The following is a 13,009-nucleotide window of genomic DNA, read 5'->3' as shown; positions in this document are numbered from 1 at the left end:
CCGCCGTCCTGCCGCCCTGCCGGATTACATTAAGTCTCAACGTTGAACGGACGAAGAAACAGCTTGGGGATTTCCGTCTCGAAGCGGACGAGCTTGCCCGTAACCGGATGTGTAAACGCAAGCACGCGGGCATGAAGTCCTAGACGGCCGAGCGTTCGGGTGCGAGCGCCGTACTTCTTATCGCCCGCTACCGGATGGCCGATGTCCTCCATGTGCACGCGAATCTGGTTTTTTCGGCCCGTTTCAAGCTGAACCTCAAGAAGCGAGAAGCTTTTGTTCGAACGAAGCACCTTGTAATGCGTAACCGCATGCAGGCCGTCGTTCGGATGAGAGCTGGAATACATTTTGAGCGTTTTGCTCTCCTTGAGCCAGGAAGTGATCGTTCCCTGCTCCTTCTTGACCTGGCCTTCGACAAGCGCCACGTAGGTTCTCTCCTGCACGGTATCCTGCCAGCTGTTCTGCAGCTGCTGCTGCACGGCCTCGCTCTTCGCGAACATCATCACGCCGGACGTATCGCGGTCAAGGCGATGCACGATGAAAATCCGGTTCTTCGGATGATCCATCCTGACATGCGCCATGAGCTGACGATAAGCGGTCAGCTCATTTTCTTTGCCCGTATCCGAGGCTACGGACAAGAGGCCGGCATCCTTCTTGACGACAATAATATGCTCGTCCTCGAATAGGATGGACAATCCCTCGAACGGCAGCTTTTCTTTCGGCCCTTCCTTACTTACGGTTACCGTCTGTCCGGGCTGCAATTGAAGATTATAGGCCGTTGTCGCTTTCCCGTTCACGGACACCTGGCCGCGTGCCAGAATCGACTTCACCGCATTGCGGCCGGAGCCGGAAATATTTTTTATAAGAAAAGGCAGCAGCTCCATCGGTTCCGTAACCGGATAGGCTTTGCTTTTGTCTGCTTGCGCTTGATGGCTGCTTGGGCGTTTTGTCCCCTTATGCATGTAGGTAACCTCCTCATTTCAATGCTCCTACTATACCACGAGTGGCGGCTGTTGTTCTAATCTATCGGCCCTGATACTCCCGCTGTCTATGAAACCTATTTTCATAGACAAAGCTTTGGTTGGATGATACGATGAATTTGATAGTTTTAACGTGGAGATAACAGGAGAATTTGGGGGAAACATGGCGTGAAAATGAAATTCATGAAGTCGCTGATCAGTCCTATGCTCGTTGCCGGTTTATTGCTGGCTCCGCTGCCTGCTCTGGGTGAAGGAACGGTCTCGGCTGCAAGCGCGGCGAAGGCTGTTACTGCCTCAACAAAGCAATTGCAGGTGTTTGTTGACGGAGAGAAGCTGTCGCTGTCGGCGCCGGCTTTTGCGGAGAAGGGCGTAACATTCGTTCCGGCCCGCGATATTTTCAAAGCGCTGGGGACGTCGTTCACATGGGAGAGCAAGACCCAGACGATTATCGGCCGCAAGGGCAATATTACGGTATCGTTTGCAGTTGGCAAGAAGGAAGCGGTTGTTAACGGGAATACGGTGAAGCTGGACGCTGCCCCCGTCGTGAGAAACAATGTGACATTCGTTCCGGTACGTTCTATAGCAGGAGCGCTGCACGCCACCTTGACGTGGGACAGCGCAGCTAACGCAGTACGCATTACGACCCCGGAGGCGGCTGCCGATGCGGAATATGAGGATTGGCTGGGGGAACAGGAAAGCTTGCCGCTGCTTACAACGGCGGAGATCGTTGACCAATACGATGAAAGCGTCGTTCTCATTACGACGAATCGCGGCCAAGGCAGCGGCGTTGTCATTGGGGACAACTTGATTCTGACGAACTATCATGTCGTCTCGGATGCCTCCTCGGCAACCGTTCTGACGCTTTACGGCGATGAAATAAAGGTTGCGGGTGTTGTGGATTACGACGATCACTCCGATCTCGCGATCATTAAGACGGAAGACGAACTGGATGTTGCGGCGGTTAAGATCACTTATGCGCTGGATTCCGGCAAGGGCGATAAGGTCATCGCAGTCGGAAGCCCGCTCGGATTGCAAAACACGGTATCGGACGGTCTGATCAGCAACATTACGTTCGAAGCCGGCGTCCGATACCTGCAGACAAGCGCGCCGATTGACCATGGAAGCTCCGGCGGCGCTTTGTTTAACGAATACGGCGAGCTGGTCGGCATTACGACTCTTGGCTATTCCGGCACGAATGCGGATTTGAATTTTGCCGTATCGGTATTTCATGCGGCTGTTCTCGTTGAAGATTTGACGGAGGAAATGGTGGAAAAAGCGAAATTCCTTCCGTCCAGACTGCCTTCTACGTTAGTCGGCGCTCCGCTGACCGACATTCAGAAGCTGCTGGCTGACCAGTTCTCCTCGGTATCTACAACCGAAGGCGCGGCTAAATTCACGAAATGGGAAGCAAAGCGGGATGCTGCGGGCTGGCTTGTGCTAAGCGCTGACATCGATCCGCTGTTCTATATGTATTATGGTCCTGCGACGGCGCAGGAGCTTCGGATGTGGGCCATCAATATGGGCTATGATTTCCATGATATGCTGCCGGATGAGAAGATACAGGTGGTTATCTCCTACGAGCGGGAATTCGGCTTCGAGCCGCGCGGCTTCGCGGACGGCGAGGTCACATCGCTCGGCGGGGGGAAATGGCGCGTCCGTTATCCGGTCATCGACATGCAGTTTAAAGATCAGCTGCACATTACAGTAAGAGACTAGCATGATCCGAGGCACTTGTTTCCGCGTTCCGCGGAAAGGGTGCCTCTTCTTTTTTGCGTTGATTTTCGATACAATAGAAGGCATCGCGCAGCAGGCAGGCGTTATTGAACCAAGTTGGAACGCTTCGAAGCGCCGAATGCCTGTTATGCAAATGCATAAGTTAGAGAGGTCCTATTATGAAAGTGGTTTTATCCACGTTAAACGCGAAGTTCATTCACACCTCGCTCGCCTTGCGATGCCTGAAGGCATACAGCGGCGAGCGGTTCGATATCGCTATTGCCGAATATACGATTAAGGATCCGGCGATGAATATCGTGTCGGATATTTTCTCGCGCCAGCCCGACGTCGTGGGCTTCTCGTGTTATATATGGAACATTGAAGAGACGGTAACGGTCGTTAATATGCTGCGCAAAATTATGCCTGAAGTGAAAATCATACTCGGAGGACCGGAAGTCAGCTACGATATGGACTATTGGATGGACCGCGTGCAGGAGGTTGACTTCATCGTTGCAGGGGAAGGCGAGGAGACCTTCCATCATCTGCTGACGGAAATCGAAGGAGACGGCAAATACCATATGGTGTTCGGCATCACCTACCGGAAGCGGCGCGAGGACCGTACGGAGGTCATCACCAATCCGCCCCGGCCGAAGCTGAATTTGAATGAGCTGCCCTCGCCGCACCGTTTTCAGGAGGATATTCCGCACTTGGCGAGCCGCGTCGTTTATTTCGAGACAAGCCGGGGCTGCCCGTTCAGCTGCCAGTTCTGCTTATCCAGCATCGAGGTCGGCGTTCGTTACTATGATATGGAGCGCACGAAGGCGGATATCCTTTATTTGATCGATTCGGGCGCGAAGCTGATTAAGTTTGTCGACCGTACCTTTAACATTAAGCGCGACTATGCGCTGGAGATCTTTCATTTCCTGATCGAAAATCATCGCGGCTGCGTCTTTCAATTCGAGATTACGGCCGATATTATGCGTCCTGAGGTGCTGGATTATTTGGCCGAGCACGCGCCGCCGGGCATCTTCCGGTTTGAAATCGGCGTGCAGTCGACGAATGATCCGACGAACGAAGCGGTTCAGCGGAGACAGAACTGGTCGAAGCTGGTCCGTACCGTAACGAAGGTGAAGGAGTCCGGGAAAATCGATCAGCATCTCGATTTAATCGCCGGACTGCCGCTTGAGAACTACGGCACGTTCCGCGGAACGTTCAATGACGTGTTCGAGCTTCGCCCGGAGGAGCTGCAGCTGGGCTTTCTGAAAATGCTGCGGGGCACCGGGCTGCGCCGCGAAGCCGGCAAATGGGGCTATATCTATATGGACAGATCGCCTTACGAAATGCTGGGGAACGACTTGATGCCGTTTGCCGATATCATCCGGATTAAGCGCGTGGAGGATGTCCTCGAGAAGTATTGGAATGCGCACCGGATGGATCATACGCTGCTTCATCTGGTCGATCGGGTGTTTCCGTCGCCGTTCGATTTCTTTCAAGCATTCGGCGACTTCTGGGAGCGGAGCGGCTGGCAGAAGATCGGCCATCAGCTGGAGGATCTTTTCTCGCGGCTGTGGGCATTCCTTGAATCGCTGCCTGCTTCAAGCCCGGACTCGAATTCGGCGCCGCAACAAGAAGCAGCAGACGAAGGTCACTCGTTCGAGGAGATCATTGCCTATGCGGGTGCCCGTCTGGACCTGGATGTCGTGCTTGGGCTGATGAAATACGATTATTTCCTTAACCATAATTATAAGCCGCGCAAAACATGGTGGGAATTTACGATGGACAAGACGGAGTGGAGCGGATGGATGCGCCGGTTAGCCGAGCGGCCAAGCGAGGTATCGGCTGATTTCGCCGCGCTGGGTATGGGCGACAGGGACCTTCAGAAGCATGCCGTTATTGAGAAGCTTCCGTTTGATCTGGCCGCATACCTCGCTTCCGGCGGGGTGAATAAGGAACGGCACACGCTGCTGGCGGTGCTTTATGCCATTGAAGCGGGCAGCAGCAAGCCGAAGGCTCGTCCTTATATGCTCACCGTAGAGGCAGAGAGCGGAGCTTTGCCGCTGTAGATTTTACAAAAAGAAACTGTTCCAATCGTAACCGGCGGACTGCCGTGCAGCGGTACGATGGCGCAGTTTCTTTTTTGTGCTGCCGCTTATATCTCCTGGGTCGCCAGCCTTCTTGCAAGCTATGATTTACATATGCAGCAAGTCCTCTCAGGAGGTTCATGACTATATTTTTACATAAAATAAGCGGCGCCTAACATAATAAACGTAGAACGAAAAAGCTGGGAGGCATTCTGTTTGAAAATTCAAACCGTCGAAACATTTCCGCTCTTCTATCAACTTCCAAAACCATACGGGGATGCTAACGGCATGAAAGCATATCGGACTTGTTATTTGATTCGGATCACGACAGATAGCGGAGCCTCCGGCTGGGGCGAATGCGTCGATTGGCTGCCAACGCTGCACAAAGGTTTTCAAGAACGGATCATCCCCTATTTGATTGGGCAATCCGTCGCCGACAGGCGCAAATTAGTCCGGACCATCAAAAAATGGCATGCGCGAGCGGCCGCCTCCGTAAGTATGGCCTTAATCGAAATCATAGCTTCTCATTCGAGGCTTAACGTATGCGACCTCTGGGGCGGTAAGTTTCGGGAAAAAGTGCCCGTTTATGCTTCGTTTCAATCCTATTCGGAGGATTCGAGCTGGCAGAAGCAATCCGTTAAAGCGATTGAAAAAGCGGCTGCCGAAGGCTTTAGCACCTTCAAGGTTAAGATAGGCGGCAAGTCAATTGCGGAGGATCAACAACACATCCTCTCCGTACAGAACTTTCTGCTTGGGAAAATGAATCTGGTGCTGGACGCGAACCAAAGCTATGATGCGGCTGCCGCGCTCCAGTGGCAATCGTTGCTTCAGAAATGGCCGAATGTCTTATGGTTTGAAGAGCCGATTCCGGTCAAGCAAGTCACCGAATACCGAACGCTCAGACAACGGCTGGCTGTACCCTTGGCCGGCGGCGAAAATATGGAAAGTACGGCGGACTTTATTCCTCTGCTTTCCGGGCATGCCTTGGATTTCATCACGCCGGATCCCTTGCACATTGCAGGGATAGACGAATATAGAGAAACGGCAAGTCTCGCCCGAACATTTGGCATCCGTATGACGCCTCATGCCTATGATGGAGCACTGACACGTTTATATGCCCTTTTCGTTCAAGCCAGCTTGGAGCCGTGGAGCAAGATGGAGGAGGATGCCATTGAGCCCGTAGAATGGGATGTGATGGAGAACCCTTTTACTCGCTTGATTCCTATTCAGCCTTCGAACGGTGAATTTGCCATTCCATGCGGCAACGGGATCGGGACCGAGATCGATATGGACCTTCTGGCATTTTATAGCTGGGATGGAAGCAGTTACGGATAAGCGAGAACGAAAAGGAGCAGTTTGCTGCGGCAGCTGCTCTTTTGCTTTTCTACGGGCGGTTTACGGCATTAATCGTTAATTTTTCCCATAGTTTGTGTCATAATGTAAGAGTGAGAAGAAAGGGGGATAAAGTTGATCAGACGTTCCCTTCAAGAAATAGTACAGATGACGGATGGAACCGAGTTATTAAACAAATCCGATACTATCCATGAGCTTTCGGTACATGGTGTTTCCATTGATTCTCGAACGATTGTGCCGGGGAATCTTTTCATTCCGATCATTCGATTGGATGACGGGCATAAGTATGTTCAACAAGCTGTCGAAAAAGGGGCAGCAGCTTCTTTGTGGCAAATCGATCATGGACCTCCTCCGTCAGAAATACCCATTATATTGGTGGATGATACGTTCAGGGCTCTGCACACCCTCGCAATGGCATATCGCAATCAAATCCCTTCTAAAATTATTGGTGTCACAGGCAGCAACGGGAAAACAACGGTTAAAGATATGATCAGTTCTGTATTAGGAACCCAGTATAAAGTGTATCGGACATACGGGAATTTAAATGGCGAATATGGGCTTCCCTTATCCATATTAGAAGTTGAAGAAGGTACCGAGGTTGTCGTTTTGGAAATGGGTATGAACAATAAAGGGGAAATCAGTATTCTTTCTAAGATCGCTAAGCCTGATATAGGCATCATTACGATGATCGGCGTTTCTCACCTTTCTACACTTGGATCCAGAGAAGGAATTGCACAAGCTAAATTAGAAATATTGGATGGGCTAAACCCGGAAGGTACTTTTATTTTAAATGGCGATGAATCCTTACTCATTCATGAGCTTGAACATCGGCAGCTTCCGGAAACGTTGAGAATGATCACTTTTGGAGTAGAAACATCCAATGATTATTATTCTGTAGGTGTAGAATTTACTTCTTCAGGTTTGCGCTTCTCAACGAATAAACACGATAGGCCGATCCGTTTATCCCTGCTTGGCAGTCATAATGTACTCAATGCGCTGATAACGATTGCTGTCGCCGACTTATTCGATGTTACTGCAGAAAATATGCAACAAGGTCTTTTGAATCTTAGACTTTCTAGTATGAGAATGGAACGAATTCAATCTGAGAAAGGATTTCTTATTATCAACGATGCTTGGAATGCGAGCCCAATTTCAATGAATGCGGCAATCGACACTGTACAATCCATGGAAGGGTATGACAAGATTATCTTCATACTAGGAGACATGCTGGAGCTCGGAGAAAGAGAAAGGCTTTACCATGTTGAAGTGGCTAACAGTATTGACTTCTCAAAAGTCCATGCAGTTTACACTTATGGAGAGATTAGTAAAGTCATAACGGACACGCTCGCATCATCCGGTTACAGCGGGGTTGCGAAGCATTTTACTTCTAAAGCCGAGCTTGCGGATGAATGCAACCAAATTTTGGGTATAAATGATGTAGTCTTAATTAAAGGATCGCGAGGTTTAAAATTAGAAGATGTATGTTCGATGTTGGGATAATGAATGAAGAAATGGTTTAGACAAATGGATCCACCGCGACAAACGGGCTGCCGAGATATTCGGCAGCCCGTTCATCTGCAATCATGGATTGAGCCACTATGTATGCTGAATCTTAATGCTTAAATATCTTTTGAATAAGATTGTAACGAATAGGCGGTTAGCCAGTCTTATTAATGTAAGGTGGTGAATTAGTGGCTGATTTGGAAAAGATCTACGATCAGTATTTTCAAGACGTATATTTATTTGTTTTGTCGTTAAGCCGAAGCGAGCAGATTGCGGAGGAGTTGACGCAGGAAACTTTTTTTAAAGCGCTAAAAAATATAGATCAATTTAAAGGTACATGTAAAATTAACGTCTGGTTATGTCAAATTGCAAAAAATACCTTTTATACTTATGTAGACAAGCAGAAACGATTCAAACCGAACGTTTATCATGAAAGAGCTGACGGATTAGATATTGAGAAAAAATTTGTCGACAAAGCGGAAACATTGCGGATCCATAAGGTATTGCATGGTTTGGACGAGCCCTATAAGGAAGTATTCACGCTTAGGGTGTTTGGAGAGCTATCTTTTGATCACATCAGCCAAGTTTTTGGGAAGACGGAAAGCTGGGCAAGGGTGACGTTCCATCGAGCGAGGCACAAAATACAAGTTTTATTAAAGGAGGAAGTTCAATGAACAAAATCCCATGCGATGTCATTAAAGACCTGCTGCCGCTTTATTACGATGACGTATGCAGCAGGGCCACTCAAAAAACGGTAGAAGAGCATATTGAATCTTGTACGGATTGTAAAAGGATACTGGATAAGATGCGTATCAACATCGGTTTGTCGCCGGAAACCATTGAAAAAAATAAGCTGGAGGGAGAAGCGCTGAAAAGCATTAAGACATTTTGGAACCGTTCCAAAGCAGCGGCGTTTATCAAAGGCCTCATTTTAGCCACTATAAGTTGCGCTGTATTATCTCTAGGTTATATCGGGTTAACCCAATGGAATATTACAAAGGTACCTGCAGATGTTATTCAGATAACGGAGGTAAGCCGACTGAAAGGTGGAAGAATCGCTTACCATGTTAAAATGACCGACGGTTACAATGTAAACCAAGTGAATTTCAAGTTGGACAACGATGGAAATTTTTATATGACGCCTGTCCGTCCCGTTATTAAATCCAAGAAGTTCGCGGATATCGGACTTGCCAATAGTTATGAATTCGTCGATCTCGAGCAGGTAAATGCCAATCAAAAAGCGAAGGGCAAAGATGTGGAAATTCAAGCCGTTTATTATGGGTCACCTGAAGATCATATACTAATATGGAAAAAAGGGATGGTATTGCCGGCTGCAAGCGATGCTATTGAAGCTCAGTTTGTAAACTTGGACAAGGACTAATAGAGTACATGTAAGGATTTTAAGCTGAAGAGGAGTGATATTTCTGGGCTACATGATGGATTTAAGAGCGTTAGTCGGAACACGCCCCATCGTTATGGCAGGCGCATGTGTGCTGTTAACGGACGGTAAGAATCGATTATTATTGCAACTCAGATCCGACAATGGATTATGGGGGCTGCCTGGCGGTTCATTAGAGCCGGGAGAGAGCTTGCAGGAGGTAGCCAAACGGGAACTGTTTGAAGAGACGGGTCTGACCGCCAACTCATTGAATTTATTTGATGTGTTCTCCGGCAACGATTTCTATTACAAATATCCGCATGGGGATGAAGTATATAATGTTGTGACCGCCTATACGTGCAACGATTACGGCGGGACTTTAGTCCATGATAGGAATGAAGGGATAGAACTGCGATTCTTCGAATTAAATGAAATCCCCCTTGCAATCTCTCCGCCGGACTTGCCGATAATTAAGCAATACCTGCTGAGCTGATAGCTGCAGCTTTAATTTACGTTTCCCCCGACAATAAACGGATTCGTTCATGTGCGATTGGAACAGTCGCCGACGAGCTCGTCGATAATAAATTGAAGCTGAACAAGACCGGCGGTTCGGAAAATGTCTGCCAGCCATCCTAACCCTTTTGTAACGAAATAGGCTTTAAAATAGACTACTTCAGGCTTCAGCTTCCGGCACTTGGTCTTTATCCTGTATTTCATCCAGCAACTTTGACCGAAATCATGCAAATTGGATGCTATCCTGTATTATTGCATTAAAAAGCGGATTAATGAGTAAAATCGGCGTAGTCGGCTGCGATATTGTTGGATGGAATCCACAATAACGGTGAAATATTCGATTGATGAGATTCTATCGTGGATAGTTTCCAATATAACAGTGAAAATATTTTGTTATGAGCTTCTATCGCTATCGTGGATGATTCTATTATTACGATATATGGGATTGGATTGAGCCGTATTCGCATCAAGCCAATCTTGTAAGAAAGGGTGCCCCATAGGGTCTTCAAGACCTGATGGGACACCCCCTTTGATTTCGCCGCGAGCGGGCGGCGTAAGATGTTACTCATGTATGTCAGTTACCGCGATCCGGCATCCGCTTAAGCCGGAACAACGCTGCGGAGAACGGTCATGCTGCCGGACAGCTCATAGCTGCCGAGCGTAGCGGGAAGAAGGAAGCATTCGCCGGCTTTGACCGGCTGCTCGCCGTCAGCCCATTTCAAGCGGCCTTCGCCTTCGGCTACAACAAGAATAACGAAGCTTTCTCGCGATGTGACGAGCGGCCAAGGAGCGGATACAATCCCTTTCTCCACGATAAAGTAAGGGGAGGAAGCAATGTTCAGCCATTCTCCTGCAACCGCGTTATCGGTCTTCATGCGCTGGGCGCCCGCTCCCGTATAAGCGATAACATTAAGCGAATCCCCGATATGAAGCTCGCGCAGCTTGCCGTCAAGTCCCGGGCGGTCGTAGTCATACAGCCGGTAGGTCGTATCGGAATTTTGTTGAATTTCGGCAACGACTACGCCAGAGCATAGCGCGTGAACCGTTCCTGCCGGAATATAGAAGGCGTCGCCGGCTCCCACGGACACTTCCTGCAGCGTATCCATAATGCGGCCTTCGGCAATCGCGGCTTCCATCGCCGCGCGGTCGACGCCGTCCTTCAGACCGTAAATGATTTTGGCGCCGGGCTTCGCATCGAGAATGTACCACATTTCCGTCTTGCCAAGCTCGCCGGCCGGGAGACCCTCGTAGGCGTCGGTTGGATGGACCTGAACGGAAAGGTCGTCATTGCAGTCCAGCAGCTTGATGAGCAGCGGGAATCGTCCGTTTTTCTCGGAAAAGCCTTTCGTGCCGAACCATTCGCGGCCGTAAGCTTCGCGGATCTCATCAAGGCCTGTTCCGGCAAGCTCGCCGTTCATGACCTTCGTCGTGCCGTTCGGATGATCGCCGATCATCCAGCCTTCGCCGATCGAGCCCTTCGGCAGCTCCAGGCCGAAGCCCTCCAGCGCGCGGCCTCCCCAAATACGTTCTTTCATTTCCGGTTTGAATTGCAGCGGATAAGGTTTTACAGTCATCATCATTTCTCTCCCATCTATTCGTTTCTATGTATAATGTTTGGTGCTCCGATAGATTATAAAATTAGAATTGAATGGATCTATCGGAGCACTCGTGTTACCTGCAGTTAAATGGTCTTGCGGCCTGTCGGGATTAGAATCCTCAGAATTAGACGCGACAGCCGCTTCTTCGGCGTCACGGCCGTTGCCGCTTCTCCGCCGCGACCAAATACGGAGCGGTTGGCCGCTGCGGCTGGCGGTAAATAACCGCTTGCGCCAGCGTCTGCGGCAGATTTGCGGCCCAGGCCTCGACGGCAGCCGCTTCTTCCGCGCCTCCAGGGTGGCCGGGATACAGCACGCAGGTGACGATCCCGCCCGGGCGGAGCAAGGTTACAGCCGCATTCAACGCGGCGATTGTGGAAGCAGGTTCGGTGATGACGGACAGATCGCCGCCGCCCGGCAAGTAGCCCAGGTTGAACATGACTGCGGCCGTGCGTCCGATCGCATCTTGTTCGACCGCATCGGCCATGCCGCTGTGGCTTTGAAGCAGAAGCTTCACCTCGGGAAGCGCCGCGGCATCTGCGTAAGCGGCGAAGCGAGCGCTTGTCCGGTCAAGCGCCTCCTGCTGGATATCGAAGGCATATACCTTGCCTTTCGGTCCGACAAGCTTGGCAAGCGCCAGAGTATCGACGCCGCCGCCTGCCGTCGCGTCGATGACAATATCGCCTGGCGAGGTCCGCTCGGCAATCCATTTGTGCGCTATGCCCAGCACGGAGAGAAAGCCCATACCGCACCTCCGCCGGCTGAATGTTTTCCCGCCGCTACAGGTGCATGGCACACAGCAGGCGTACCGGTAGCTTTTAAAGCCTCAGAAGCCTCATAGTACCCGAGCGCTTCATTAGATCCGCTGAGCGCCATGCTGCACCTCCGGCCGCCAAAGCTTGCCCTGCCACGTATTGCGGCGGCGAAGCTCGTCATCGAAGGCATTGAGCACTTCCCACTTCTTAAGGCTCCACATCGGTCCAATCAGCAAATCGCGCGGCGCGTCTCCCGTCAGACGGTGAACGATCATCTCCGGAGGAAGAAACTCCAGCGTATCGACGATCAGCTTCACGTATTCGTCCTGCTCGAGAAAACGGAGCAAGCCTGCCTCATATTGGCGGACCATCGGCGTCTTGCGCATGAGGTGGAGGAGATGGATTTTGATCCCCTGCACATCCATTTGCGCCACGGCCCGGCCAGTGTCCAGCATCATCTCGTGCGTTTCCTGCGGAAGGCCGTAGATGATATGCGCGCATACGCGGATGCCCCTTTCTCTCAGCCTGCGGACCGCATCGAGGTAACACGCCGTATCATGAGCCCGGTTAATAAGCCCGGATGTGGACTCATGCACCGTCTGCAGCCCCATCTCCACCCACAGGTACGTCCGTTCGTTCAGCTCCGCCAAATAATCGACGACATCGTCGGGCAAGCAATCGGGACGAGTCGCGATCGATAGGCCGACGACGCCGGGCTGCTGCAAAATAACCTCATAGTATTCGCGAAGCTCCTCGACCGGAGCATACGTATTCGTATAAGCCTGGAAATAGCCGATATATTGCGCGTCAGGCCATTTCTGATGCTGCCGGTCGCGTATATTGTTGAACTGCGTGACGAGATCGTCGCGCCTGCTCCCGGCGAAGTCCCCTGATCCCCGGGCGCTGCAGAAGGTACAGCCGCCCTTGGCAATGGAGCCGTCTCGGTTCGGGCAGGTAAAGCCGGCGTCCAGCATGACCTTGAATACTTTGCCGCCGAACTGCTCGCGCATCTCGTAATTCCATGTATGAAATCTTTTATCGCCCCAGAGCCGCGGCTGCTGCGACGATGTTTGTAGATCAATCATCGTTTTTCTCCTTCTTTCAAGACATACACCCTATATTTTAACGAAAAACGGTTTGA

General features: G+C 50.6%; 11 protein-coding genes. 7 read left to right on the top strand and 4 right to left on the bottom strand.

The features are described from left to right. Positions 1-29 precede the first annotated feature (29 nt). Positions 30-959, bottom strand: a complete 930-nt coding sequence (locus tag H581_RS0123250) for an RluA family pseudouridine synthase (RefSeq protein ID WP_028612105.1) — start codon at positions 957-959, stop codon at positions 30-32. Positions 960-1,151: 192 nt separating this feature from the next. Here H581_RS0123250 and H581_RS0123245 point away from each other — a divergent pair, with 192 nt between their 5' ends. From H581_RS0123245 to H581_RS0123215, 7 genes are all read left to right on the top strand, one after another. Beyond that, positions 1,152-2,693: a stalk domain-containing protein gene (locus H581_RS0123245; protein WP_028612104.1), complete on the top strand. Its 1,542-nt coding sequence runs from the start codon at positions 1,152-1,154 to the stop codon at positions 2,691-2,693. A gap of 176 nt (positions 2,694-2,869) precedes the next feature. Next, complete coding sequence (locus H581_RS0123240; protein WP_028612103.1) at positions 2,870-4,753, top strand: B12-binding domain-containing radical SAM protein; 1,884 nt, start codon at positions 2,870-2,872, stop codon at positions 4,751-4,753. A gap of 234 nt (positions 4,754-4,987) precedes the next feature. Then, positions 4,988-6,106, top strand: a complete 1,119-nt coding sequence (locus tag H581_RS0123235) for a mandelate racemase/muconate lactonizing enzyme family protein (protein WP_028612102.1) — start codon at positions 4,988-4,990, stop codon at positions 6,104-6,106. Positions 6,107-6,238: 132 nt separating this feature from the next. After that, entirely contained in the window at positions 6,239-7,624 is a 1,386-nt protein-coding gene (locus H581_RS0123230; RefSeq protein ID WP_028612101.1) for a UDP-N-acetylmuramoyl-tripeptide--D-alanyl-D-alanine ligase, read from the top strand. A 191-nt stretch (positions 7,625-7,815) separates the two neighbouring features. After that, positions 7,816-8,301, top strand: coding sequence for an RNA polymerase sigma factor (locus tag H581_RS0123225; RefSeq protein ID WP_028612100.1), 486 nt, complete (start codon positions 7,816-7,818; stop codon positions 8,299-8,301). After that, a complete protein-coding gene (locus H581_RS0123220; RefSeq protein WP_028612099.1) occupies positions 8,298-9,008 on the top strand; it encodes a zf-HC2 domain-containing protein in 711 nt (236 codons plus the stop codon). The genes H581_RS0123225 and H581_RS0123220 overlap by 4 nt, the downstream gene beginning before the upstream one ends. Positions 9,009-9,051: 43 nt before the next feature. Then, positions 9,052-9,498, top strand: a complete 447-nt coding sequence (locus H581_RS0123215; protein ID WP_028612098.1) for an NUDIX hydrolase — start codon at positions 9,052-9,054, stop codon at positions 9,496-9,498. 619 nt (positions 9,499-10,117) lie between these two features. Here the strand turns inward: H581_RS0123215 and H581_RS0123205 are convergent. From H581_RS0123205 to mnmL, 3 genes are all read right to left on the bottom strand, one after another. After that, complete coding sequence (locus H581_RS0123205) at positions 10,118-11,092, bottom strand: type I phosphomannose isomerase catalytic subunit (protein WP_028612096.1); 975 nt, start codon at positions 11,090-11,092, stop codon at positions 10,118-10,120. A gap of 175 nt (positions 11,093-11,267) precedes the next feature. Continuing rightward, entirely contained in the window at positions 11,268-11,858 is a 591-nt protein-coding gene (gene mnmM, locus H581_RS0123200) for a tRNA 5-(aminomethyl)-2-thiouridylate-methyltransferase MnmM (RefSeq protein ID WP_028612095.1), read from the bottom strand. Positions 11,859-11,969: 111 nt separating this feature from the next. Next, on the bottom strand, positions 11,970-12,953 hold the full coding sequence (gene mnmL, locus H581_RS0123195) for a tRNA modification radical SAM protein MnmL/YtqA (protein ID WP_028612094.1): 984 nt from the start codon (positions 12,951-12,953) through the stop codon (positions 11,970-11,972). Positions 12,954-13,009 lie beyond the last annotated feature (56 nt).

Source organism: Paenibacillus harenae DSM 16969, assembly GCF_000422465.1.
Lineage (GTDB): Bacteria > Bacillota > Bacilli > Paenibacillales > Paenibacillaceae > Pristimantibacillus > Pristimantibacillus harenae.
The sequence above is the reverse complement of the archived record's forward strand: the minus strand, read 5'-3'. Positions and strand labels throughout refer to the sequence as shown.

Excerpts from the sequence above, each read along its gene's own strand:
- mnmM (WP_028612095.1), bottom strand. The coding sequence starts at position 11,858 with ATGGGCTTTCTCTCCGTGCTGGGCATAGCGCACAAATGGATTGCCGAG.
- mnmL (WP_028612094.1), bottom strand. The coding sequence starts at position 12,953 with ATGATTGATCTACAAACATCGTCGCAGCAGCCGCGGCTCTGGGGCGAT.
- H581_RS0123220 (WP_028612099.1), top strand. The coding sequence starts at position 8,298 with ATGAACAAAATCCCATGCGATGTCATTAAAGACCTGCTGCCGCTTTAT.
- H581_RS0123240 (WP_028612103.1), top strand. The coding sequence starts at position 2,870 with ATGAAAGTGGTTTTATCCACGTTAAACGCGAAGTTCATTCACACCTCG.
- H581_RS0123205 (WP_028612096.1), bottom strand. The coding sequence starts at position 11,092 with ATGACTGTAAAACCTTATCCGCTGCAATTCAAACCGGAAATGAAAGAA.
- H581_RS0123245 (WP_028612104.1), top strand. The coding sequence starts at position 1,152 with ATGAAATTCATGAAGTCGCTGATCAGTCCTATGCTCGTTGCCGGTTTA.
- H581_RS0123250 (WP_028612105.1), bottom strand. The coding sequence starts at position 959 with ATGCATAAGGGGACAAAACGCCCAAGCAGCCATCAAGCGCAAGCAGAC.